The 21,501-nt window shown below is 71.1% G+C and carries 23 protein-coding genes; 15 read left to right on the top strand and 8 right to left on the bottom strand.

Annotated elements, in window-relative coordinates:
- The first annotated feature begins 18 nt into the window (after positions 1-18).
- Both ACH4RC_RS38070 and ACH4RC_RS38065 read left to right on the top strand, forming a co-directional pair.
- A complete protein-coding gene (locus ACH4RC_RS38070; RefSeq protein ID WP_398208999.1) occupies positions 19-888 on the top strand; it encodes a thioesterase family protein in 870 nt (289 codons plus the stop codon).
- A 138-nt stretch (positions 889-1,026) separates the two neighbouring features.
- Entirely contained in the window at positions 1,027-1,992 is a 966-nt protein-coding gene (locus ACH4RC_RS38065; protein ID WP_398208998.1) for a helix-turn-helix transcriptional regulator, read from the top strand.
- Here the strand turns inward: ACH4RC_RS38065 and ACH4RC_RS38060 are convergent.
- Both ACH4RC_RS38060 and ACH4RC_RS38055 read right to left on the bottom strand, forming a co-directional pair.
- A complete protein-coding gene (locus ACH4RC_RS38060; protein ID WP_398208997.1) occupies positions 1,964-2,815 on the bottom strand; it encodes an alpha/beta fold hydrolase in 852 nt (283 codons plus the stop codon). The two genes, ACH4RC_RS38065 and ACH4RC_RS38060, sit on opposite strands and share 29 nt — an antisense overlap.
- A 99-nt stretch (positions 2,816-2,914) precedes the next feature.
- Complete coding sequence (locus tag ACH4RC_RS38055) at positions 2,915-3,538, bottom strand: TetR family transcriptional regulator (RefSeq protein WP_398208995.1); 624 nt, start codon at positions 3,536-3,538, stop codon at positions 2,915-2,917.
- Positions 3,539-3,662: 124 nt separating this feature from the next.
- Between ACH4RC_RS38055 and ACH4RC_RS38050 the strand changes: the two genes are divergently transcribed.
- From ACH4RC_RS38050 to ACH4RC_RS38040, 3 genes are all read left to right on the top strand, one after another.
- A complete protein-coding gene (locus ACH4RC_RS38050; RefSeq protein WP_398208993.1) occupies positions 3,663-3,821 on the top strand; it encodes a hypothetical protein in 159 nt (52 codons plus the stop codon).
- 232 nt (positions 3,822-4,053) lie between these two features.
- Complete coding sequence (locus ACH4RC_RS38045; RefSeq protein ID WP_398209071.1) at positions 4,054-4,272, top strand: DUF4190 domain-containing protein; 219 nt, start codon at positions 4,054-4,056, stop codon at positions 4,270-4,272.
- 55 nt (positions 4,273-4,327) lie between these two features.
- The gene (locus tag ACH4RC_RS38040; RefSeq protein WP_398208991.1) at positions 4,328-5,497 is read left to right on the top strand and encodes a cysteine desulfurase family protein; all 1,170 of its coding nucleotides are present in this window, start codon (positions 4,328-4,330) and stop codon (positions 5,495-5,497) included.
- A gap of 6 nt (positions 5,498-5,503) precedes the next feature.
- On the opposite strand, the gene ACH4RC_RS38035 is transcribed toward ACH4RC_RS38040, so the two are convergent.
- Positions 5,504-6,178 (bottom strand): N-acetylmuramoyl-L-alanine amidase, encoded by a 675-nt coding sequence (locus ACH4RC_RS38035; protein ID WP_398208989.1) that lies wholly within the window; start codon positions 6,176-6,178, stop codon positions 5,504-5,506.
- Positions 6,179-6,279: 101 nt separating this feature from the next.
- Here ACH4RC_RS38035 and mnmA point away from each other — a divergent pair, with 101 nt between their 5' ends.
- Entirely contained in the window at positions 6,280-7,431 is a 1,152-nt protein-coding gene (gene mnmA / locus ACH4RC_RS38030) for a tRNA 2-thiouridine(34) synthase MnmA (RefSeq protein ID WP_398208987.1), read from the top strand.
- Between the two features lie 90 nt (positions 7,432-7,521).
- Here mnmA and ACH4RC_RS38025 read toward each other — a convergent pair whose 3' ends face one another.
- From ACH4RC_RS38025 to ACH4RC_RS38005, 5 genes are all read right to left on the bottom strand, one after another.
- Positions 7,522-7,800 carry a hypothetical protein gene (locus tag ACH4RC_RS38025; RefSeq protein ID WP_398208985.1) on the bottom strand — a complete coding sequence of 93 codons (279 nt, stop codon included), beginning with the start codon at positions 7,798-7,800 and terminating at the stop codon, positions 7,522-7,524.
- A 26-nt stretch (positions 7,801-7,826) separates the two neighbouring features.
- The gene (locus ACH4RC_RS38020) at positions 7,827-8,945 is read right to left on the bottom strand and encodes a hypothetical protein (RefSeq protein ID WP_398208983.1); all 1,119 of its coding nucleotides are present in this window, start codon (positions 8,943-8,945) and stop codon (positions 7,827-7,829) included.
- Positions 8,942-9,265 (bottom strand): hypothetical protein, encoded by a 324-nt coding sequence (locus tag ACH4RC_RS38015; RefSeq protein WP_398208982.1) that lies wholly within the window; start codon positions 9,263-9,265, stop codon positions 8,942-8,944. The genes ACH4RC_RS38020 and ACH4RC_RS38015 overlap by 4 nt, the downstream gene beginning before the upstream one ends.
- 204 nt (positions 9,266-9,469) lie before the next feature.
- A complete protein-coding gene (locus ACH4RC_RS38010; RefSeq protein ID WP_398208980.1) occupies positions 9,470-9,835 on the bottom strand; it encodes a hypothetical protein in 366 nt (121 codons plus the stop codon).
- A 40-nt stretch (positions 9,836-9,875) separates the two neighbouring features.
- Complete coding sequence (locus tag ACH4RC_RS38005; RefSeq protein ID WP_398208979.1) at positions 9,876-10,211, bottom strand: DUF427 domain-containing protein; 336 nt, start codon at positions 10,209-10,211, stop codon at positions 9,876-9,878.
- A gap of 63 nt (positions 10,212-10,274) precedes the next feature.
- Here ACH4RC_RS38005 and ACH4RC_RS38000 point away from each other — a divergent pair, with 63 nt between their 5' ends.
- The 9 genes from ACH4RC_RS38000 (at position 10,275) to gatB (ending at position 21,396) form a co-directional block, all read left to right on the top strand.
- Entirely contained in the window at positions 10,275-10,820 is a 546-nt protein-coding gene (locus ACH4RC_RS38000; protein ID WP_398208977.1) for a TIGR00730 family Rossman fold protein, read from the top strand.
- A gap of 24 nt (positions 10,821-10,844) precedes the next feature.
- Positions 10,845-11,543: an SDR family oxidoreductase gene (locus tag ACH4RC_RS37995; RefSeq protein WP_398208976.1), complete on the top strand. Its 699-nt coding sequence runs from the start codon at positions 10,845-10,847 to the stop codon at positions 11,541-11,543.
- 43 nt (positions 11,544-11,586) lie between these two features.
- A complete protein-coding gene (locus ACH4RC_RS37990; protein ID WP_398208974.1) occupies positions 11,587-12,606 on the top strand; it encodes a methionine synthase in 1,020 nt (339 codons plus the stop codon).
- Between the two features lie 95 nt (positions 12,607-12,701).
- The gene (gene ligA, locus ACH4RC_RS37985) at positions 12,702-14,900 is read left to right on the top strand and encodes an NAD-dependent DNA ligase LigA (protein ID WP_398209069.1); all 2,199 of its coding nucleotides are present in this window, start codon (positions 12,702-12,704) and stop codon (positions 14,898-14,900) included.
- 233 nt (positions 14,901-15,133) lie between these two features.
- A complete protein-coding gene (locus ACH4RC_RS37980) occupies positions 15,134-17,659 on the top strand; it encodes a putative bifunctional diguanylate cyclase/phosphodiesterase (RefSeq protein ID WP_398208972.1) in 2,526 nt (841 codons plus the stop codon).
- 166 nt (positions 17,660-17,825) lie between these two features.
- The gene (gene gatC / locus ACH4RC_RS37975; RefSeq protein WP_007505297.1) at positions 17,826-18,122 is read left to right on the top strand and encodes an Asp-tRNA(Asn)/Glu-tRNA(Gln) amidotransferase subunit GatC; all 297 of its coding nucleotides are present in this window, start codon (positions 17,826-17,828) and stop codon (positions 18,120-18,122) included.
- 5 nt (positions 18,123-18,127) lie between these two features.
- Positions 18,128-19,621 (top strand): Asp-tRNA(Asn)/Glu-tRNA(Gln) amidotransferase subunit GatA, encoded by a 1,494-nt coding sequence (gene gatA / locus ACH4RC_RS37970; protein ID WP_398208970.1) that lies wholly within the window; start codon positions 18,128-18,130, stop codon positions 19,619-19,621.
- A complete protein-coding gene (locus ACH4RC_RS37965) occupies positions 19,618-19,857 on the top strand; it encodes a hypothetical protein (RefSeq protein ID WP_398208968.1) in 240 nt (79 codons plus the stop codon). Before gatA ends, ACH4RC_RS37965 begins: the two co-directional genes overlap by 4 nt.
- Positions 19,858-19,875: 18 nt before the next feature.
- A complete protein-coding gene (gene gatB / locus ACH4RC_RS37960) occupies positions 19,876-21,396 on the top strand; it encodes an Asp-tRNA(Asn)/Glu-tRNA(Gln) amidotransferase subunit GatB (RefSeq protein ID WP_398208966.1) in 1,521 nt (506 codons plus the stop codon).
- The last annotated feature ends 105 nt before the right edge of the window (positions 21,397-21,501 follow it).

The following is a 21,501-nucleotide window of genomic DNA, read 5'->3' as shown; positions in this document are numbered from 1 at the left end:
TTGTTGTACGTTCATCGCATGGCAGAAGCAGCATCCTCGGCGCCCACCAAGGCCCGCATCGGCGACAGCGAGTTCGACCGCGACACCGCCGTCACCCGCCGCGCCCCAGGGGTCTACGACATCGACCTCTCCGCCGGCTGGACGATCATCAACGCCGTCAACGGGGGCTATCTGCTCGCCGTCCTCGGCCGCGCTCTCGCCGACGCCCTGCCGCACAGCGACCCGTTCACGATCTCGGCGCACTACCTGACGGCGTCGGCGCCGGGCCCCGCCGTCATCCGCACCGACGTCGTCCGCACCGGCCGCACCCTCTCCACCGGCCAGGCCTCCCTCTTCCAGTACGCCGAGGACGGCACCGAGGTCGAACGCATCCGCGTACTCGCCTCCTACGGCGACCTGGACGCGCTCCCCGACGACGTCCGCACCAGCGCGGCGGTACCGGCGATCCCGCCCGTCGACCAGTGCTTCGGCGCGAACGACGCCCCCGAGGGCGCCCCGCCGGTCCCCGGCAGCTCCGCGATCACCGACCGCCTCGACCTCAAGCTGGACCCGGCCACGCTCGGCTGGGCGCTCGGCGCCCCGTCCGGCAAGGGCGAGATGCGCGCCTGGTTCGCCCTGGCCGACGGCCGCGACGCGGACCCGCTCTCCCTCCTCCTCGCGGTGGACGCCCTCCCCCCGACCGCCTTCGAACTCGGCCTCAAGGGCTGGGTCCCGACGGTCGAACTGACAGTCCACATCCGCACCCGCCCGGCCCCCGGCCCCCTCCGCGTCTCGATCACGACCCGCAACCTCGCGGGCGGCTTCCTGGAGGAGGACGCAGAGGTCTGGGACAGCGAGGACAGGCTGGTGGCCCAGTCCCGCCAGTTGGCAAGGGTGCGGCTGAGCTGAGGTTCCGGCCCCTGGGAGCGCACGAACCGCGCTTCTCAGGGGCGCGGGGAACCGCGCGACCAGCCACGACGAGACCCGCACCCGGCAACCCCGATCGCCAGGCAGACGCTCCCCGCGGGCGCACGCCAGACTGACCCGGTGAAGTCCGACCGCCTCCTCTCCATCCTCCTGCTCCTCCAGACCCGCGGCCGCGTCCCGGCCCACGAGCTGGCAGCCCGCCTGGAGGTCTCGACCCGCACGATCTACCGGGACATAGAAGCGCTGAGCACCGCAGGCGTCCCGGTCTACGCGGAACGCGGCCGAGCAGGCGGCATCACCCTCCTCCAGGGCTACCGCACGGACGTCACAGGACTGACCGCCGACGAATCCCGCGCCCTGTTCATCGCGGCAGCGCGCGGCACCCACGAGGCCCTGGGCCTGGACGCGGCGATCGGCTCGGCCCTGCGCAAGGTGATGGCCGCGCTCCCCGAACCGCACCGCCCGGCGGCGGAACTGACCGCACGCCGCATCCTGGTCGAACCGTCCCGCTGGATGGGCCCGCCACCGCACGAGGCGGACATCGGCGCGCTGCGGGACGCGGTCTTCGCCGACCGCCGCCTGCGCATCCGCTACCGGCACAGCGGCGCCGACGCGCCCCGCACGTACACCGTCGACCCGTACGGTCTCGTCTGCAAGGCGGGCGTCTGGTACCTGGTCGCCGACCGCAGGTCCGTGCCGCGCCTGTTCCGCGCGGACCGGGTGCACGCGGCGACGCCGACGCAAGCGCCGGTCAGAAGACGTGCGGGCGTCGAACTGGCGGACGTGTGGGAGCTCCTGAAACGCCGGGTCGAGGTGCGCCCCGCCGCCGTCGAGGTCACGGCCCGGGTCCGCCGCCCCCGCTTCGACCTGTTCCTGCGGATGTGCGGCAACTCCCTGACCGCACACCCCGAGGACGACGGAACCAGCGAATGGATCACGGTCCGCCTCGGCTACGAGGCCCTGGGCGCGGTCCGCTCCCTGGCCCCGTTCGCCGCGGACGTGGAGGTGCTCGAACCGCCGGAGGCCCGCGCCGAACTGGCCCGCTGCGCCGCAGCGATCACCGCTCTGTACGCAGGAACCGACTGAGCGCGGCCGTGAGTTCGGCGGGCGCGTCCTCCTGGACGAGATGCCCGGCGCCCTCGATGACCCGCAGTTCGGCACCGGGAATCGCCCCGACCAGCTCATGCCCGCGCGCGACCGGGATCCAGGTGTCCTCGGCGCCCCAGCACACGAGCACAGGCACCCGCACCTCTCCGTAACGCCCCTGGACGTCATCGGTGAACCGCTGATCGTTCTGCTCGATCTGCCGGTAGAAGGCGTCCTGGCCCGCCGCCGTCAGCCACGGCGCGACGAGCCGCGCGTGCGTGTCCGGATGCAGGCCGTGGTGGCTCGCCGAGCTGATGTACCGGTGTACGAGCGCCTCGTGCAGATCGCCTGGCAACTGCCGGAACACGTCCGCGTGTTCGGAGAACAGCCGGTACGTGGCGCTGCCCCAGGGTTCGAGGGCCACCGGGTCGACCAGGGCGAGCCGGGAGTACGCGGCGCCGTGCAGCAAATGGGCGCGCAGAGCGACGCAGCCGCCGAAATCGTGCGCGACGACAGCGGGCTCGGTCAGCCCCCAGTGGTCGATCAGCGCGGCGAGAGTACGGGCCTGGGCGTCCAGGGTGACGTCCTGCCCGCGCCGCATCTCGGAGGCGCCGTAGCCCGCGAGGTCCCACACGTACACGCGATGCTCGGCGGCGAGCGCGCGGGCCGGACCGCGCCACACGAACGACGAGAACGGCGTGCCGTGGACGAGGACGACGGGCGGCGCCCCCTCCGGCCCGAGGACGCTCCAGCGGATCTCTCCGGAGGGCCCGGCATAGCCGCGGTCGAGGTACCAGTCGGTGTTCGACTCCGCTGCAGTCATGACCGTAAGGCTATTGGCTCATGACGCCCCTGGCCAGTGCCCCGTCCGGGACGCCCCAGGCCAGTGCCCCGTCCGGGACGCACCGGGCCGGCGCCTGACTCATGACCCCTCCAGCCAGTGCCTGCGCCCCAGGTTCACGAGCCGCAACTGACGCTCCGCGACCCCCGCCACCCGCGCGAAGTCCTCGGCCGGCGCGGTCAGGAAGGCGGACGCGGTCGCCACCATGTGGTCGACGTACAGCCCCGCGAGCATCAGCAGGTCGTCCCGGCTCCACCCCGCCGACTCCGGGTCGAGACCGAGCGCCGCGCACACCTCCTCGGCGAACTGTGCGAGCTGCGCCCCTATCGCGTCGCTGACCCGCTGCACGCCACCGTGGCGCTCGCGCGCGATGAACCGTACGTGGGCCGGGTGGGCGCGCACGTGCGCGGCGATCAGCTCGACGGTGCGGGCGATGCGTTCCTCGCTGTCCCAGGTCGCCGTCAGCAGTTCGGAGACGACCGCGTGGAGACTGCCGAGCGCCTGCTCGACCAGCGCGACACCGAGGTCGGCGGTGCTGTCGAAGTGCCGGTAGAACGCGGTCGGCGCCACCCCCACGGCGCGCGTGACCTCCCGCAGGCCCAGGCTGCTGAGGCTCTGCTGCTCGAGAAGTTCGAGCGCCGCGTCGAGAAGGGCCTGCCGGGTCTTCTGCTTCTGGGCCTGCCGGATGCCGAGGGTGTGACTCATGTCATCCAGTTAACAACTGTTCTCCGTGATTGGGAACCGGGCGGCGGGTTACTCTGGAGATCAGTGAACAGTTGTAAGCCAGAACGTCAGAACCACTTGTACGCTCACGTCTGAGAGGTTTCCCGTGCTGTTCCTCGTAGCGGCTCTGTTGCTGCTGGGCTTCGCGCTCGGCACCGTGGCCCACGCCCCGCTGTCCTTCACGCTGGTCGCCGCCGCCGTGATCGGCGTATGGCTGGCCGTCTTCGCGTTCCGCGAGCACCACGGCCGCCGCCACCAGAGCTGAACCGCGCAGAAGCAGGCAGACGCAGGCAGACGCAGAAGGGGGTACCACCATGCAGCTCACCGCACCGGACCGGACGCAGGAGACGCACGAAGCCGTGGGGACGGCTGAGGCGAACGACGTCGAGGCGAACGAAGCCGAGATGAAGGACGTCGAGGCGAACGATGTCGAGGCGGGCGACGTCGAGGCGGGCGACGCACCCGCCCGTCCCACCGGCCGACGGGACACCGACGGCATGGCCGTCGCCTCGTTCGTCCTCGGCCTCATCGGCCTGCTGGTCCTGAACGTCTTCCTCGGCCCGATCGCGATCACCCTCGCGGGCATCTCCCTGTGGCGCGGCACCGCCCGCCGCGGCCGCGCCCTGCTCGGCCTGGGACTCGGCGTCGCCGACCTCGTCGTCCTCTTCGCGTTCGTCGCCGCCGACAACACGCTGTCCTGGAGCATCACGGGCTGACGGGCGCGGGCCCCGGGCCGCGATGCCCGCCAGGGCTCGTAGAATCGTGCCCACCATGGCCTACCTCGACCACGCCGCGACCACTCCGATGCTTCCGGAGGCGGTCGAGGTGATGACCGCCCACCTCGGCGTCACCGGCAACGCCTCGTCCCTGCACGCCGCGGGCCGCCGCGCCCGGCGCACCGTCGAGGAGTCCCGCGAGACCCTCGCCGCGTCCCTCGGCGCCCGCCCCAGCGAGGTCGTCCTGACCGCGGGCGGCACCGAGGCCGACAACCTCGCGGTGAAGGGCCTGTACTGGGCCCGGCGCGCCGCCGACCCGGCCCGCACCCGCGTCCTCGCCAGCCCCGTCGAGCACCACGCGGTCCTCGACGCCGTGCACTGGCTCGCCGAGCACGAGGGCGCGACGGTCGAGTACCTGCCGGTCGACGCGTACGGCCGCGTGCACCCGGAGGCGCTGCGCGAGGCGATCTCCCGCCACCCCGCCGACGTGGCCCTGGCCACCGTCATGTGGGCCAACAACGAGATCGGCACGATCCAGCCGATCCGCGAACTGGCGGACGTGGCTCGCGAATTCGACGTCCCGCTGCACGCGGACGCGGTGCAGGCCTACGGCCAGATCCCGGTCGACTTCGCGGCCTCCGGCCTTGCCGCGATGACGGTGTCGGGCCACAAGATCGGCGGCCCGTACGGCATCGGCGCGCTCCTCCTGGGCCGCGAGTACACGCCCGTCCCCGTCCTGCACGGCGGGGGACAGGAGCGCCACGTCCGCTCCGGCACGCTCGACGTACCGGCGGTCGCCGCGTTCGCGACGGCGGGCCGGATCGCCGAGGAACAGCGAGAATGGTTCGCCCGCGAGATCGGCGCCCTGCGCGACGACCTCGTCGAGGCGGTCCGCGCGACCGTCCCCGAGGCGATCCTCGGCGGCGACCCGGCCCCCGGCGGCCGGCTCCCCGCCAACGCGCACTTCACTTTCCCCGGCTGCGAGGGCGACTCCCTCCTGCTGCTCCTGGACGCCCAGGGCATCGAGTGCTCGACCGGCTCCGCCTGCACAGCGGGCATCGCCCAGCCCAGCCACGTCCTCCTCGCCACCGGCACGGCCCCGGACCTGGCCCGCGGCACGCTCCGCTTCTCCCTCGGCCATACGTCGACGAAAGCGGACGTGGAGGCGGTGGCGGCGGCGATCGGCCCGGCGGTGGAACGAGCGAGGTCTGCGGGCCTGTCCTGAGCGGGGCTATGCCTTCGCGGTACCGGCCCGCGCGTGGGCGGCTTTGACGAGCCGCATGTACTTGTCCCAGTCCCAGAGGGGCCCGGGGTCGGTGTGATCGGTCCCCGGCACTTCGACATGCCCGATGATGTGCTCGCGGTCGGCGGGAAACCCGTACCGCCTGCATATCGCGGCGGTCAGCTTGGCCGAGGCCGCGTACATGGCGTCGGTGAAGTCCTCGGGCCGGTCGACGAACCCCTCGTGCTCGATGCCGACACTGCGCTCGTTGAACTCGCGGTTGCCCGCGTGGAAGGCGACGTCGAGCTCGCGGATCATCTGGGCTATGTGCCCGTCCTGACGGACGACGTAATGGGCGGCGGCACCGTGCCAAGGATCCTTGAAAACCTTCAGGGTCCCCTGATAACTACCTTGCGTGACGTGCACGATCACACGATCGATGGTGTAGTCGGCGGGCCGGTCCGCCCGCCGCCAGTTGGCAGCGGCCGCGGCGACCCACTCCGCGCCCCTGAAGTCGACGGCACCGGACTCGCGCGGTTTGTCGACACCGGGCACCTGCCACCACATGTGCGCGAGGTCGCTGCGCGCGAGCAGCCCGACACCGACGGCCGACGCCACACCACCGACGATCAGCGACCGCCGACTGATGGCCCGCCCGCCGTCACGGCCACTCGACTCCCCCATGCGCGCCCCCGCTCCCAGTCCTCCTCCGTCTTCCCCGTACGAGATCCACAACGCATATCCGGGAGATTCGGTTCCCGCGGCCCCGTACCCTAATGAGTGCTATGACTTCGCAGACCTCGATGCCGACCTCGTCGTCGCTCCCCGCCGACCGTCCCCTCCGCGTGCTCGCCGCCATGTCGGGGGGCGTGGACTCAGCAGTGGCGGCGGCCCGCGCCGCGGAAGCCGGGCATGACGTGACAGGCGTCCACCTGGCTCTCTCGGCAAACCCTCAATCGTTCCGCACGGGCGCGCGCGGCTGTTGCACGATCGAGGACTCCCGGGACGCTCGCCGCGCGGCGGACGTCATCGGCATCCCGTTCTACGTCTGGGACCTGGCGGAACGCTTCCGCGAGGACGTGGTGGACGACTTCATCGCGGAGTACGAGGCGGGCCGCACCCCGAACCCGTGCCTGCGCTGCAACGAGAAGATCAAGTTCGCGGCACTCCTGGACAAGGCGCTCGCCCTCGGCTTCGACGCGGTCTGCACGGGCCACTACGCGCAGGTGATCGTGGACGCCTCCGGCTCCCGTCAACTGCACCGGGCCTCCGACATGGCGAAGGACCAGTCCTACGTTCTCGGCGTCCTGGACGACCGCCAGCTGGCGCACGCGATGTTCCCGCTGGGCGACACGGTGACGACGAAGGCAGAGATCCGCGCGGAGGCGGAGCGCCGGGGCCTGGCGGTCGCCAAGAAGCCCGACTCCCACGACATCTGCTTCATCGCGGACGGCGACACGCAGGGCTTCCTGGCCTCCCGCCTGGGCAAGGCGGCGGGCGACATCGTCGACGAGTCCGGGGACGTCCTGGGCACCCACGAGGGCGCCTACGGCTTCACCATCGGCCAGCGCAAGGGCCTCCGCATCGGCACCCCCGCCCCCGACGGCAAGCCCCGCTACGTCCTGGACATCTCCCCGGTGAACAACACGGTGACGGTGGGCCCGGCGGAGGCCCTGGACGTCACATCCCTGACGGCGATCAAGCCCCGCTGGTGCGGATCGGCCCCGTCCGGACCGGGCACCTACACGGCCCAGCTCCGCGCCCACGGCGGCGAGACGCCGGTCACGGCGGAACTCGTGGACGGCGAACTCCGCGTCTCCTTCGCGGAGCCGGCCCGGGGGGTGGCCCCGGGCCAGGCGATCGTCCTCTACGACGGCACCCGGGTGGTGGGCTCAGCGACGATCGCTACGACGTCCCGCGCTGCGGTGGTGGCGTAGCCCGGCCTGCAAACTGTGCTGACCTGGGGTCCCTGCCTGCAACTAGTTGCCCGCGCCGCCAAGATGAGCGTCGCGGGCGCGCGGCGTCCTCTACTTCAGGATGTGCGCCGCGAAGTAGAGCCCGGGCAGCATTAACATGGCGGCACAGGAAAGTCGGGTTTCCCGTTGACGCCAACCCTGAAATCCCAAGTATGTGCCGTAGAGCATCATGGCGTTGAGACCGATCACCGGCAATGTGAATGTGCCGTCCAGCGCCCTGGTTGCGGTGCCGAATGTCGTCAGTGCAGCGAAAAATGCCAAGGCGAAGGCGGTGAACCGGCGGTCGTCATTCTCCCGCGCCTCCTTGGCCAGTCTCCGGTGGAGGTCCATGTGCTTCCTTCTGCTGGGACTGGTATTCAGACGAGAGCGTTGTTGTAGCTCTTGCCGCCCACGGGAAACTTCCGCATGTCACCGACGAGAGCGCACACTGCGCCGGTGCTCGCGAAGGCCAGATTGACAGCGCCCATGATCCGGTCGTATTGCTTACTGAGTTCCCGATACCGCTCGACCATGGCGGTTACGCGCTCCGCTGCGTAGGCCGCACCGACGAAGCTGCCGGCAATCCCGACACCGGAGAACGCGACCGCGGTGGACGCGGCGGCGGCGACTGCGACCTGGATGGCCCAGTCACAAATCTCTGCGATACCTCCTTTCACCGTTTCGGCGAACGAGAAGACAAGCTTGGCCACGTGCAAATAGCGGTCCCTGAGATCGTGGAACGCGTCATGGGTTGCTTCGAGTTTTTTGGCCAAGCTTTCGAATTGTTTCCAGGCGGCGTCAGCGGCATTGCCGTTCCACGTGAGATCGAGCACCGCGTTGCCATGCCGAATGTTCGCGGCCAGAGCGGCACTGGCCTCGCCCAGACAGTTCCAGGCATCGGCGCAAGCGGCGTAGTTCTGCCAGTCTCCCGCGACCCAGTTGGTGACGTTCCCAATGATGTCCTGGCCGAAAGCGAACTTGATCCCTTCGTTCGCCAGAGCAGATACGCTGCCGAAGTCGAGCAGTGTCCCGGCGATCTTGTTGGCTGGAGCGAACTCGAGTTCCGACAGGTGCCCCCGCAGCCAGCCGTCCGCACCGCCGGGCGCTTTGAGGCGGTCGGTGACATCGTGGATGTCCCGGAACGTCGTACCGACGCTCGGACGGGGCCGCGGGACGGGGGAGGGCCGGACGCCCGGGTAGGTCGCGTCCAGCTTTCGCGCCTGTTCGAGGTCAACGGCGTCGTACCAAGCGGCGGTCTTCTTCAGTTCGCCCGCCGAGGCACTCAGAATTGTGTCGAAGTGGCACAGGAGGTCACGGGCCTCACGCACCCTCCCTGTGTGATCGCCTAGAGCCTGGTTCCAGAGTTTCCCGATGAACGAGGACTCGATGGTTGTGCTGCGGTCAAGGTAGGCGCGGACGGTCCCGCAGTCCTCGCCCGCCCGACGTACCAGGCCCGCGTAACCGACCAGGTCATGTGACTTCACGGTCAGTGTCATACCGGCCTCCGTGCGGCGCACTCCGTCTGCATGAGGACACGTTCGGAGGCCAGTTGCTGTTCACCGCTGCGGGCGAGCGCGTCCCGCTCCCGGTCCGGCATCGCGTCCCACTGCCTGCGGAAGTCCTGCCCCTGCTCGATCACCGCCTCCGCGTACGCGGGAATGCGGGTCACCTCGCGCAGGCTCACTCGGCCCGCCAGGACTTCCTGGGCCATTTCCTTCAGGACGGGACCAGCGTCTCCTCGCTGGAACACCTCCATCGCCTTGCGCAGCAGGCGCTGCTGTACGGGGTCATCCGTCAGATCCATGTCGGCTGTCACTACGTCTCCCTCGGTGCGGTATCGCAGGGAGTGGCACAGTAGTGACGCCAGTTGTAGGAAAAGCTGCGTCAGCAGGGGAGGGGCAGCACGTGTGACGGCCCGTCGTTCAACGGGCCCTTTGGAGGAAAGCTTTCCGTTCGTCTCATCCGAATGGGTTAGGCGGCAGTTGACCAGCCTCAGACGCCAATTGAGCGAGCGCAGAGCTCAGGCCCGCGCCCCCAGATAGTGGTGCAGCACCCCCGACAGCTCCGTGCACCAGCGCGGCACCTGCGACCTCTTCCGGGCCCGGACCCGGCACTCGTACACCGGCCCCTCGACCGTCACGGCCATCACCGACAGACCGTCGCCGAGCGGATGGAAGCGCACCGTGTGCACGCGCGGCCACGGGAGTTCGATGCCGTGCGGGCCCATCTCGAAGTGGACCCCGTCGGCGTCCACGACCATGCCGTTGTGCTCGTCCGCCGCCACGAACTCGGGGCCGGTCGCCGGGGCCGGCGGCGCGTACATCGGCGGGGGCGGCCCGAAGCCGTGCGTCGTCGGACCGCCCTGATGGTCGAAACCCTGCGTCACGCCCGCCCCGCCCCTACGTGTACCCGGATGGCCTGAGCCCCTATCCCACCACTTCCACCTCGTAGAAGCACAGGTGCCCCTTGATCGCCGCCACCTCCGCCTTCGGCTCGGGGTACGACCACACCGCGTCCGTCGCGTCCGGCAGCGACCAATAGGACGCCGTTCCCTTGAAGGGGCAGTACGTCGTCGTGTCCGAGGGGGAGAGCAGGGTCGTCGACACGTCCTCCGGCGGGATGTAGTAGCGCTCGGGGCAGCCCGTCTCCCGCAGGACCAGCGCGCGCGTACTGTCCGCCACCACCTGCCCGTCGCGCACCACCCGCACCCGCTCCGCACCCTGCTCGACCGTGATCTTGTGTCCGGGGATTCCAGGAGTCATGGAGGGTTCAGCGCCGCCGAGGCCGCCGTTCTTCCCGGCGCGGGGCCCCGTACCGTTGTTCCCATGAACATCTGCGTCTTCCTCTCCGCCGCCGACCTCGACGAGCGCTACACCCGTCCCGCCCGCGAATTCGCCGAGCTCCTCGGCAAGGCCGGGCACACCCTGGTGTGGGGCGGCTCGGAGAGCGGGCTGATGAAGGTCGTCGCCGACGGGGTGCAGGAGGCCGGGGGGCGGCTCCTGGGGGTGTCCGTCGAGTTCCTCGCCGCCAAGGCGCGTGCCGTCAGCGCCCCGGACGAGATGGTCATCGCCAAGGACCTCGCCGAGCGCAAGGCGCTGCTGCTCGGCAAGGCCGACGCCGTCGTCATCCTGGTCGGTGGGACCGGAACCCTCGACGAAGCCACCGAGATCCTTGAGCTCAAGAAGCACGGGAAGACCACCATGCCGATCGTGCTGCTGAACAGCGCCGGGTTCTACGACGGACTCAAGGAGCAGTTCCGGCGGATGGAGGACGAGGGGTTCCTGCCGATTCCCCTCACCGATCTGGTGTTCTTCGCCGAGGAGCCCGTGGGCGCCCTCGCCTACCTGGAGGAGTCCCAGGGCATCGAATGAGCGCCGGGTGCGAGCATGGGGGCCATGACAGGCACAGCCACCCACGTGATCACCGGCGCCGGTTCCGGCATCGGCGCCGCCGTCGCCCGCCGCCTCCACGCGCGCGGGGACGAACTCTTCCTCCACGCGCGCGACGCGGGCCGCGCCAAGGAGCTCGCCGCCGAGTTCCCCGGCGCCAAGACGCTCGTCGGCGACCTCGCCGACCCCGAGAGGCTGTCCTGGGCGTTCTCGCACCAGTCGTTGCCGGATCGGATCGACTCGTTGCTGCACATCGCCGGGGTCGTCGATCTCGGGCCCGTCGGGGAGCTCAGCCCCAAGTCCTGGCGGCACCAGCTCAACGTCAACCTCATCGCCCCCGCCGAGCTGACCCGGCACTTCCTGCCCCAGCTGCGTCTCACCCAGGGCCACGTCCTCTTCGTGAACTCCGGGTCCGGCATCCACGCGGGGCCCGAGTGGTCCGCGTACGCCGCCTCCAAGCACGGCCTGCGCGCCCTCGCCGACTCGCTGCGCAAGGAGGAGCACGACAACGGGGTCCGGGTCACCTCCGTCTACCCCGGCCGCACCGCCAGCGCCATGCAGGAGAAGGTGCACCAGCAGGAGGGCAAGGAGTACGACCCCTCGCGCTGGATCGACCCCGAGTCCGTCGCCACGACCATTCTCATGGCGCTCGACCTGCCTCGTGACGCCGAGGTCAACGATCTGACGGTGCGCCCAGGTCGGTGACCTGACGAGGATCCCCGCCGCCGGCGTTACGTACCCTGCCTGAGTGAGCGATAAGAGCGACTTCAGGTGGGGGCCGGCCACAGGCGTCGGTTCGATGCCCGGCGGCGATGCCCGAGAGGCCGCCAAGACCGTCACCGGCTCCTTCGAGGGGCCCGAGGCGGGGATGCCGTTCCTCGCCGAGCTGCCCGCGCGCGGGCCCGGCGCCGACATGATCGGCCGTACCGCCGGGCTCCTCGTGGACCTCTACGCGCGCGTGGAGCCCAGCGGCTGGCGCATCGGCGACCGGCCCGGCCGCGACACCAAGCGCGCCCGCTCCTGGCTCGGCGAGGATCTCGACGCGTTCGAGGAGTTCACCCAGGGGTACGAAGGGCCGCTCAAGGTGCAGGCCGTCGGGCCCTGGACCCTCGCCGCCGCGCTGGAGCTGAGGAACGGGGAAGCCGCGCTCTCCGACCCCGGCGCCTGCCGTGACCTCGCCGGTTCGCTCGCCGAAGGGCTCCGCGCCCACCTCGCCGACGTCCGGCGCCGCGTCCCCGGCGCCCAGCTCGTCCTCCAGCTCGACGAGCCCTCCCTCATCGCCGTCCTGCGCGGGCAGGTCAAGACCGCCAGCGAGTACCGCACCCACCGCGCCGTCGACCGCCAGGCCGTCGAGTCCACGCTGCGGGACGTCATGGCCGCCGCCGGGGGCGGGCCCGTCGTCGTGCACTCCTGCGCGCCCGACGTGCCCTTCGCGCTGCTCCGTCGCGCCGGGGCCGACGCGATCTCGTTCGACTTCGCCCTGCTCACGGAGCGTGACGACGAGGTGATCGGGGAAGCGGTCGAGGGAGGCACCCAGCTGTTCGCCGGTGTCGTGCCCGGCGTCGACGGTCCGTTGTCAGACCCTGCCGGTAGCGTCATGGGTGTCAGGACGCTGTGGCGCAGGCTGGGACTGAACCCGGGGTCGCTCGCGGACACGGTCACGGTTACGCCGTCGTGCGGGCTCGCGGGCGCTTCGCCCGCGTACGCACGGGCGGCGCTCGCCCACTGCGCCCGGGCGGCAAGATCACTCGCGGACAACCCTGAGTGACCGGGGACCGAAGGCAACGGGAGGACGAGAAGGTGGCTGCCGCAAAGGACGCAAAGGGCGAACAGACCGGCAAGGCTGATCACGGACCGGCCAGGATCGACCGAGTCGCGCGGCAGAGCCCCGTGCCTCCCGAGGCGCGGGACGAGCACGGCCGCCTGGCCGACCAGATCGAGGAACACCGCTTCCGGTACTACGTGAAGGACGCGCCGGTCGTCTCCGACGCCGAGTTCGACAAGCTCCTGCGCTCCCTGGAGGCGCTGGAGGAGCAGTACCCGGAGCTGCGCACCCCGGACTCGCCGACGCAGAAGGTAGCGGGCGCGTACGCAACCGAGTTCACCTCCGTCGAGCACCGCGAGCGCATGCTCTCCCTGGACAACGCCTTCGACGACCTCGAACTGGCGGCGTGGGCCGAGCGCGTCGCCAGGGACGTCGGCGCCCCCGGCTACCACTTCCTGTGCGAGCTGAAGGTCGACGGCCTCGCGGTCAACCTCACGTACGAGAACGGGCGGCTGACACGCGCGGCCACGCGTGGTGACGGCCGCGTCGGCGAGGACATCACGCCCAATGTGCGCACGATCGCGGAGATCCCCGACCGCCTCAAGGGCGACCGCGTCCCCGCCCTCGTGGAGATCCGCGGCGAAGTCTTCTTCCCGATGGAGAAGTTCGAGGAGCTGAACGCGCGGCTGGTGGAGGCCGGTGACAAGCCCTTCGCCAATCCACGGAACGCGGCGGCCGGCTCGCTGCGCCAGAAGGACCCCCGCGTCACCGCCTCCCGCCCCCTCCACATGGTCGTGCACGGCATCGGGGCCCGCGAGGGCTTCGACATCGAGCGGCTCTCCGAGGCGTACGAGCTGCTGCACGAGTGGGGGCTGCCCACCGCCAGGCACAACAAGGTCGTCGACGACCTCGACGGCGTCCGCGCGTTCATCGCCCACTACGGCGAGAACCGGCACTCCGTGGAGCACGAGATCGACGGCGCGGTCGTCAAGCTCGACGAGATCCGTCTCCAGGGCCGCCTCGGCTCCACCGCGCGCGCCCCGCGCTGGGCCATCGCCTGGAAGTTCCCGCCCGAAGAGGTCAACACCAAGCTGGTCGACATCCTGGTCAGCGTGGGGCGTACGGGGCGGGCCACGCCGTACGCGCAGGTGGAGCCGGTGCACGTGGCGGGCTCCGAGGTCGAGTTCGCCACCCTTCACAACCAGGAGGTCGTGAAGAAGAAGGGCGTGCTCATCGGGGACACCGTCGTCATCCGCAAGGCCGGTGACGTGATCCCCGAGATCCTCGGGCCCGTCGCCGACCTGCGCGACGGCAGCGAGCGGGAGTTCGTGATGCCCGCCGAGTGCCCCGAGTGCGGCACGGCGCTGCGGGCCATGAAAGAGGGCGACAAGGACCTGCGGTGCCCCAACGCCCGTGGCTGCCCGGCCCAGTTGCGCGGACGCCTGTTCTATCTCGGTGGCCGCGAGTGCCTGGACATCGAGAACTTCGGGCAGGTCGCCGCCGCCGCGCTCACCGCCCCGCTCGAGCCTTCCGAGCCGCCCGTCGTCGACGAGGGCGACCTGTTCGGGCTCTCCATGGAGCAGCTGCTGCCCATCAGGGCGTACGTCCTCGACCCGGACAGCGGGCTGCCCAAGCGCGACCCGAAGACCGGTGAGGAGAAGGTCGCCACGGTCTTCGCCAACCAGAAGGGCGAGCCGAAGAAGAACGCGGTCGCGATGCTGGAGAACATCGCGGCGGCCAAGGACCGCCCGCTGGCCCGGTTCCTCAACGGGCTCTCCATCCGGCACGTCGGCCCGGTCGCCGCCCAGGCGCTGGCCCGGGAGTTCCGCTCCATCGACCGCATCGACGAGGCCACCGAGGAGGAGCTCGCCGCCACCGAGGGCGTCGGCGGGATCATCGCCGCCTCCGTGAAGCAGTGGTTCGCCGAGGACTGGCACCGCGAGATCCTGCGCAAGTGGCGCGAGGCCGGAGTGCGGCTCGAGGACGAGGGGGCGGGGGAGGACGAGGGTCCGCGGCCGCTCGAAGGACTCACCGTCGTCGTCACCGGCACCCTGCAGAACCACACACGGGACGGCGCCAAGGAGGCCCTGCAGAGCAGAGGCGCCAAAGTGACCGGTTCCGTTTCCAAGAAGACGTCGTTCGTGGTCGTCGGTGAGAACCCGGGGTCCAAGTACGACAAGGCCGTGCAGGCGAAGGTTCCGGTTCTGGACGAGGACGGATTCGCCGTTCTGCTCGGCCAAGGACCCGAAGCCGCCGCCGAAGTGGCACTTCCCGCGGAAGAACCGACCCAGGAGTAGCGGTTGAAGACCACCCGATCGGCGCATACCAGATGCATACGGGTGGTCAGGCCGCAATCGGGCAACAGCGATCGGGCACGACCGTCTGGTGCCCGTGGAAGCCTTCCGCGGCCTAATGTTGAGTGTGTGCGTCTGCCATGTCCTGCTGCGGATGGGGCACATCTCCCGGTTCTCGGAACGGCCGGGGGAGCGGGCAGTGGATGTGGGCACCGCCGGCTGTGAGAGGGACGGGAATGGAACCGACCGAGAGCGCCGCCCCGGACTCACACCTGCGTCCGCGCCGCCGTACGCGGCGCGCGGCGGCACACGACAGCGGGGGCGACGGCAGCGAGAGCGGTCGCGGGGAGAACGAGCGCGGTGATGTGGTGAACTGGCGCACATGGTGGCGTGAGGCGGGACGCGGTCTGCTGCGCGCGGGCGGCGGCCGCCCCGGCGCGCGGTTCGGCGAGCCACGCGGAACCGCGGACCCGGCGGCCGGAGCAGGGCCCGCCGGGGCCGTGCGGAGCGGAGCGCGTCACCCGGGCGGCCCAAGCGGCACCCGCCGGCCGGGCACAGGACCGGTCGGCAGCGCCTTCTCGGCCATGGACACACCAGTGCCGCTGGCCCCGGTCGCGACCGGCACGGGCGCCGCCGGACCGTCCGCCCCCGGCACCGTCGGCGCGGCGACCCCGGCGGGCAACCAGTTCACCGGACAGGCCGACACCGGCTCCCGGGCCGCGGCGGCGCCGCTGCTGCCCGGCGCCATCGTCACGCTCGCCGCGGTCATCCTCGGCGCCGGGTTCTACCGTGCCTTCGCGGGCCACCACGCGCTCTTCCCGTCCGGCACCGTCGGCTGGTCCCTCGCCGTCCTGACCGGCATCATCGTCGGCCACCTCGTCGCCCTCGGCCGCGACCGCTGGTGGGGCGGGACCGGCTCCGGCGCCGCCCTCACCCTCGCGGTGCTGCTCCTGTACGGCTGGGTACCGGCCGGAATGGTCAGCCTCACCGTCGTCGTCCTGGTCGGCGTCGCCCGCCGCCACCGCTGGCGCCAGGGCGCGCTGCACGGCGCCGTCGACATCCTGGGAATCGGCGCGGGCGCCCTCGTCCTCGCCGCGTTCGGCCGCGTCCCGTCCGTCGAGTCCCCGTGGGACCCGCAGACGTGGAGCTTCTCCGCGGTGCCCGAGATCATCCTCGTAGCGGGGGCGTATCTGCTCGTCACGCGCGCGTTGCTCTGGTACGTCCACGCGCCGCGTCCGGCAGGGCTGCCCGCCCTGGCGCGGCCCGCTCTCCTGCGCCAGGGACTCGTCGGCGTGGCGCTGCTCGGCATCGCGCCGCTCGTCTGCGTCGTCGCGATCGCCATGCCGGTGCTGCTCCCGCTGTTCGCGATCCCGCTGGTCGCGCTCGACTCCACGCTGTGGATCGCGCGGGCCCGCGCCGAGGAGCAGCTCCGCGACCCGCTCACCGGACTGCCCAACCGGCAGTGGCTGCTTGAGCGGACGTGGTCGGCGCTGACCGACGCCGAGCGGATCGGGGCGCGCAGTGCGCTCATGCTGATCGACCTCGACCGGTTCCGCTCGGTCAACGACACGCTCGGCCATCTCGCCGGTGACCGCCTCCTGTTGCAGATCGCCGACCGGCTGAGAGCGGCACTGCCGCGCGGCGCCGAGGCGGCGAGGATCGGCGGCGACGAGTTCGCCGTACTGCTCCCGGTCGCCGACTCCACGACCTCCGCCTCGCGCGTCGCCCGCAACCTCGTCGCCGCGCTCGGCTCACCCCTCGACCTCGACGGGCTGACGCTCGTCCTGGAGGCCAGCGCCGGGCTCGCCGTCTTCCCCGACCACGCGCTCGAGGCCGAAGGGCTCCTGCGCCGCGCCGACGTCGCCATGTACCAGGCCAAGCGGGACCGTACGGGCGTGGAGGTGTACGAGTCGAAGCGGGACTCCAACACCCCCGACCGGCTCGGCCTCCTGGGCGACCTGCGGCTCGCGCTCGACGCCGGGGACGTGGAGCTGCACTACCAGCCCAAGGTGCAGTTCGACGGGCAGGTCGCCGGGCTCGAGGCGCTCGTACGGTGGGTGCATCCGGAGCGCGGGAAGGTTCCGCCCGACGAGTTCATCGCCATCGCCGAGTCCTCCGGGCTCATGCCGCACCTGACCGAGTACGTCCTGGACACGGCGCTCGCCCAGGTGGCCCGCTGGCGGGCGCAGGGCCTGCACGTGCCCGTCGCGGTGAACGTGTCGCCCAGGGACGTGCACACCCCCGGGTTCGCGGGCGCCGTCGCCGCACGGCTCGCGCGCCACGGCGTCCCGGCCGGATCGCTGCAGCTGGAGATAACGGAGCACGTGCTCCTAGAGGACCCGCAGCGCGCCGCCGACACCCTCGCCGGGCTCACCGGGCACGGCGTGAAGATGTCCCTGGACGACTTCGGCACCGGCTACTCCTCCCTCGTCCACCTGCGCAGACTCCCGGTGAGCGAGCTGAAGATCGACCGCTCGTTCGTCGCCCGGCTCGCCGTGGACAACGAGGACGCGGAGATCGTCCGCTGCACCGTGGACCTGGCCCACTCCCTCGGCCTGCTCGTCGTCGCGGAGGGCGTCGAGGACGACGAGACGTGGGAGCGCTTGCGCGACCTCGGCTGCGACGCGGTGCAGGGCTGGCTCGTCGCCGCCGCCATGCCGCCGGACGAGACGACGGCCTGGCTACGCGCGCGAGGGTCCCGCGGCTGGCAGCGGACGCCGGCGGCGCTCCCGGCGGTCCAGGGGGACGATCCGCGCTCCTGAGGCCCCTCCAGGGCTAGGAAGCGTGCTCCTGTGGGCCCCTCCGGGGTGAGGATGCGCGCTCCTGAGGGCCGCTGAAGAGCATCACGGCCGAGGGCGGGTACGGGCACGGGGCCGGGCCCCATAGGATTGGGGCCAAACCACACACTCCCACCCTGAGGATCGCTGCATGCCTGGCATCACGCGCGAGGAGGTCGCCCACCTCGCCCGGCTGGCGCGTCTGGAGCTGAAGCCCGAAGAGCTCGACCACTTCGCCGGCCAGCTCGACGACATCATCGGCGCGGTCGCCCGCGTCAGCGAGGTCGCCGACCAAGACGTACCGCCGACCTCCCACCCGCTGCCGCTGACCAACGTCATGCGCGCGGACGAGGTCCGTCCGTCGCTCACCCCCGAGCAGGCGCTCTCCGGCGCCCCGGCCCAGGAGCAGCGGCGTTTCAAGGTGCCGCAGATCCTGGGGGAGGACTAATCACCATGACGGACATCATCAAGCTCACCGCCGCCGAGACCGCCGCGAAGATCGCTTCCGGCGAGCTGACGGCCGTCGAGGTCACCGAGGCCCACCTGGCCCGGATCGAGGCCGTCGACGAGAAGGTGCACGCCTTCCTGCACGTCGACCGCGAGGGCGCGCTCGCGCAGGCCCGCGCCGTCGACGAGCAGCGCGCCAGGGGCGAGAAGCTCGGCCCGCTGGCCGGCGTCCCGCTCGCGCTGAAGGACATCTTCACCACCGAGGGCGTGCCGACCACCGTCGGCTCCAAGATCCTCGAAGGCTGGATCCCGCCGTACGACGCGACGGTCACCAAGAAGCTGAAGGCGGCCGGCGTCGTCATCCTCGGCAAGACCAACATGGACGAGTTCGCCATGGGGTCCTCCACCGAGAACAGCGCCTACGGCCCGACCGGCAACCCCTGGGACCTCACCCGCATCCCCGGCGGCTCCGGCGGCGGCTCCTCCGCCGCGCTCGCCGCCTACGAGGCCCCGCTCGCCATCGGCACAGACACCGGCGGATCGATCCGCCAGCCCGCCGCCGTCACCGGCACCGTCGGCGTCAAGCCCACGTACGGCGGGGTGTCGCGGTACGGCATGGTCGCGTTCTCCAGCTCGCTCGACCAGGGCGGGCCCTGCGCCCGTACGGTCCTGGACGCGGCGCTCCTTCACGAGGTCATCGCCGGGCACGACCCGCTCGACTCGACCTCCATCGACGCGCCGGTCCCGCCGGTCGTCGAGGCCGCGCGCAACGGCAGCGTGCAGGGCATGCGCGTCGGCGTCGTCAAGCAGTTCCGCGGCGAGCACTACCAGGCCGGTGTCATGCAGCGCTTCGACGAGTCCGTCGAGCTGCTGAAGTCGCTCGGCGCCGAGATCGTCGAGCTGGACTGCCCGACGTTCGACCTGGGGCTGTCCGCGTACTACCTGATCGCGCCCTCCGAGTGCTCCTCGAACCTCGCCCGGTTCGACGCCATGCGCTACGGCCTGCGCGTCGGCGACGACGGCACGCACTCCGCCGAGGAGGTCACCGCCCTCACCCGTGAGGCCGGGTTCGGCGACGAGGTCAAGCGCCGCGTCATCCTGGGCACGTACGCGCTCAGCTCCGGCTACTACGACGCGTACTACGGCAGCGCCCAGAAGGTCCGCACCCTGATCACCCGCGAGTTCGAGGCCGCCTTCGAGTCGGTGGACGTCATCGTGTCGCCGACGACGCCGACCACCGCCTTCCCGATCGGCGAGCGCGCCGACGACCCGATGGCGATGTACCTCGCGGACCTGTGCACCATCCCGACCAACCTGGCCGGCAACGCCGCCATGTCGCTGCCCTGCGGCCTGGCGCCCGAGGACGGCCTGCCGGTCGGCCTGCAGATCATCGCTCCCGCCATGAAGGACGACCGCCTTTACAAGGTGGGTGCCGCCGTCGAGGCCGCCTTCGTGGAAAAGTGGGGGCACCCGCTGCTCGAGGAGGCTCCGTCGCTGTGAGTGCATTCGGTAAGGCCAAGGGCTTCAAGAAGTCCAAGTCCGGCACGTACCTGTCGATCGGGACGACCGCTTTCGGCGCGCTCAGCGTCGTGAAGCAGGCCAAGAAGGCGCGTACGGAGAACGACACGCTCCGGCTCGTCGACGCCGTCGTCTCCGCCGCCGCCATCGCCACCGGCCTCGCCCTGCTGCTGCGCGAGCTCAAGCGCATCGGCGACGACGACGTCCTGCTGGGCTGAGAGGGAAGTACCAACACCGTGACTGCCACGACCACTCCCGAGCTGCTCTCGTACGAGGACGCGCTCGCGTCGTACGACCCGGTCATGGGCCTTGAGGTCCATGTCGAGCTCGGCACCAAGACGAAGATGTTCTGCGGCTGCTCCACCGAGCTGAAGCAGGACGCCAACAGCCAGACGTGCCCCACCTGTCTCGGCCTGCCCGGCGCGCTGCCGGTGGTCAACGAGATCGGCGTCGAGTCCGCCATCAAGATCGGCCTCGCGCTGAACTGCGAGATCGCCGAATGGTGCCGTTTCGCCCGGAAGAACTACTTCTATCCGGACATGCCGAAGAACTTCCAGACCTCCCAGTACGACGAGCCCATCGCCTTCAACGGCTACCTCGACGTGCAGCTGGAGGACGGCGAGGTCTTCCGCGTGGAGATCGAGCGCGCCCACATGGAGGAGGACACCGGCAAGTCGACGCACGTCGGCGGTGCCACCGGCCGCATCCACGGCGCCTCGCACTCGCTCCTCGACTACAACCGCGCCGGCATCCCGCTCATCGAGATCGTCACCAAGCCGATCGAGGGCGCGGGCGAGCGGGCCCCCGAGGTCGCGAAGGCGTACGTCGCCGAGCTGCGCGAGGTCATCAAGGCGCTCGACGTCTCCGAGGCCCGCATGGACAAGGGCCAGATGCGCTGCGACGTCAACCTCTCCCTGCGGCCGCACGGCCGCGAGGAGTTCGGCACGCGCTCCGAGACGAAGAACGTGAACTCCCTGCGTTCCGTCGAGCGTGCCGCGCGCTACGAGATCCAGCGCCACGCCGCCGTTCTGTCGTCGGGCGGCACCATCGTGCAGGAGACCCGTCACTTCCACGAGGAGGACGGCTCCACCACGTCGGGCCGGATCAAGGACAACGCTGAGGACTACCGGTACTTCCCGGAGCCCGACCTCGTCCCCGTCGCCCCGTCCCGCGAGTGGGTCGAGGCGCTGCGCGCCGAACTCCCCGAGCTGCCGCTCGCTCAGCGCAACCGGCTGATCGAGGAGTGGGGCGTCAGCGCCCACGACATGCAGTCGATCCGCAACGCCGGTGCCATCGGCCCGATCGTCGCCACGATCAACGCCGGTGCGGACGCCGCCTCCGCCCGTAAGTGGTGGATGGGCGAGCTGGCCCGCAACGCCAACGAGCGCGGCGTCGACCTGGGTGAGCTGCCCATCACGCCCGAGCACGTGGCGCGCGTCTCCGAGCTCGTCGCCAAGGGCGACCTCAACGACAAGCTCGCCCGTCAGGTCATCGACGGTGTCCTCAAGGGCGAGGGCACGCCCGACGAGGTCGTCGACAAGCGCGGCCTGAAGGTCGTCTCCGACGAGGGCGCGCTCTCCACCGCCGTGGACGAGGCCATCGCCGCCAACGCGGGGATCGTCGCGAAGATCCAGTCCGGCAAGGTCGCCGCCGCCGGTGCCCTGGTGGGGGCCGTGATGAAGGCGACCCGGGGTCAGGCGGACGCGGCTCGCGTCAAGGAGCTGATCCTGGAGAAGCTGGGCGTCTCCGACGGCTGAGCCAGATCTGGGCGGCCGCGGACCCCGGTCCCCGGGGGGCCCCCCCCCCGGGTTTGGCTGGGAGGGGGGGGCCCCCCCGCCCCCGGAGGCTCGGGTCCGCAAGGC

It is taken from the genome of Streptomyces sp. NPDC016845 (genome assembly GCF_044332585.1).
Classification (GTDB): domain Bacteria; phylum Actinomycetota; class Actinomycetes; order Streptomycetales; family Streptomycetaceae; genus Streptomyces.
The sequence above is the reverse complement of the archived record's forward strand: the minus strand, read 5'-3'. Positions and strand labels throughout refer to the sequence as shown.

Excerpts from the sequence above, each read along its gene's own strand:
- ACH4RC_RS38070 (WP_398208999.1), top strand. The coding sequence starts at position 19 with ATGGCAGAAGCAGCATCCTCGGCGCCCACCAAGGCCCGCATCGGCGAC.
- ACH4RC_RS38060 (WP_398208997.1), bottom strand. The coding sequence starts at position 2,815 with ATGACTGCAGCGGAGTCGAACACCGACTGGTACCTCGACCGCGGCTAT.
- ACH4RC_RS38055 (WP_398208995.1), bottom strand. The coding sequence starts at position 3,538 with ATGAGTCACACCCTCGGCATCCGGCAGGCCCAGAAGCAGAAGACCCGG.
- ACH4RC_RS38045 (WP_398209071.1), top strand. The coding sequence starts at position 4,054 with ATGGCCGTCGCCTCGTTCGTCCTCGGCCTCATCGGCCTGCTGGTCCTG.
- ACH4RC_RS38040 (WP_398208991.1), top strand. The coding sequence starts at position 4,328 with ATGGCCTACCTCGACCACGCCGCGACCACTCCGATGCTTCCGGAGGCG.
- ACH4RC_RS38035 (WP_398208989.1), bottom strand. The coding sequence starts at position 6,178 with ATGGGGGAGTCGAGTGGCCGTGACGGCGGGCGGGCCATCAGTCGGCGG.
- mnmA (WP_398208987.1), top strand. The coding sequence starts at position 6,280 with ATGACTTCGCAGACCTCGATGCCGACCTCGTCGTCGCTCCCCGCCGAC.
- ACH4RC_RS38025 (WP_398208985.1), bottom strand. The coding sequence starts at position 7,800 with ATGGACCTCCACCGGAGACTGGCCAAGGAGGCGCGGGAGAATGACGAC.
- ACH4RC_RS38020 (WP_398208983.1), bottom strand. The coding sequence starts at position 8,945 with ATGACACTGACCGTGAAGTCACATGACCTGGTCGGTTACGCGGGCCTG.
- ACH4RC_RS38005 (WP_398208979.1), bottom strand. The coding sequence starts at position 10,211 with ATGACTCCTGGAATCCCCGGACACAAGATCACGGTCGAGCAGGGTGCG.
- ACH4RC_RS38000 (WP_398208977.1), top strand. The coding sequence starts at position 10,275 with ATGAACATCTGCGTCTTCCTCTCCGCCGCCGACCTCGACGAGCGCTAC.
- ACH4RC_RS37995 (WP_398208976.1), top strand. The coding sequence starts at position 10,845 with ATGACAGGCACAGCCACCCACGTGATCACCGGCGCCGGTTCCGGCATC.
- ACH4RC_RS37980 (WP_398208972.1), top strand. The coding sequence starts at position 15,134 with ATGGAACCGACCGAGAGCGCCGCCCCGGACTCACACCTGCGTCCGCGC.
- gatC (WP_007505297.1), top strand. The coding sequence starts at position 17,826 with ATGCCTGGCATCACGCGCGAGGAGGTCGCCCACCTCGCCCGGCTGGCG.
- gatA (WP_398208970.1), top strand. The coding sequence starts at position 18,128 with ATGACGGACATCATCAAGCTCACCGCCGCCGAGACCGCCGCGAAGATC.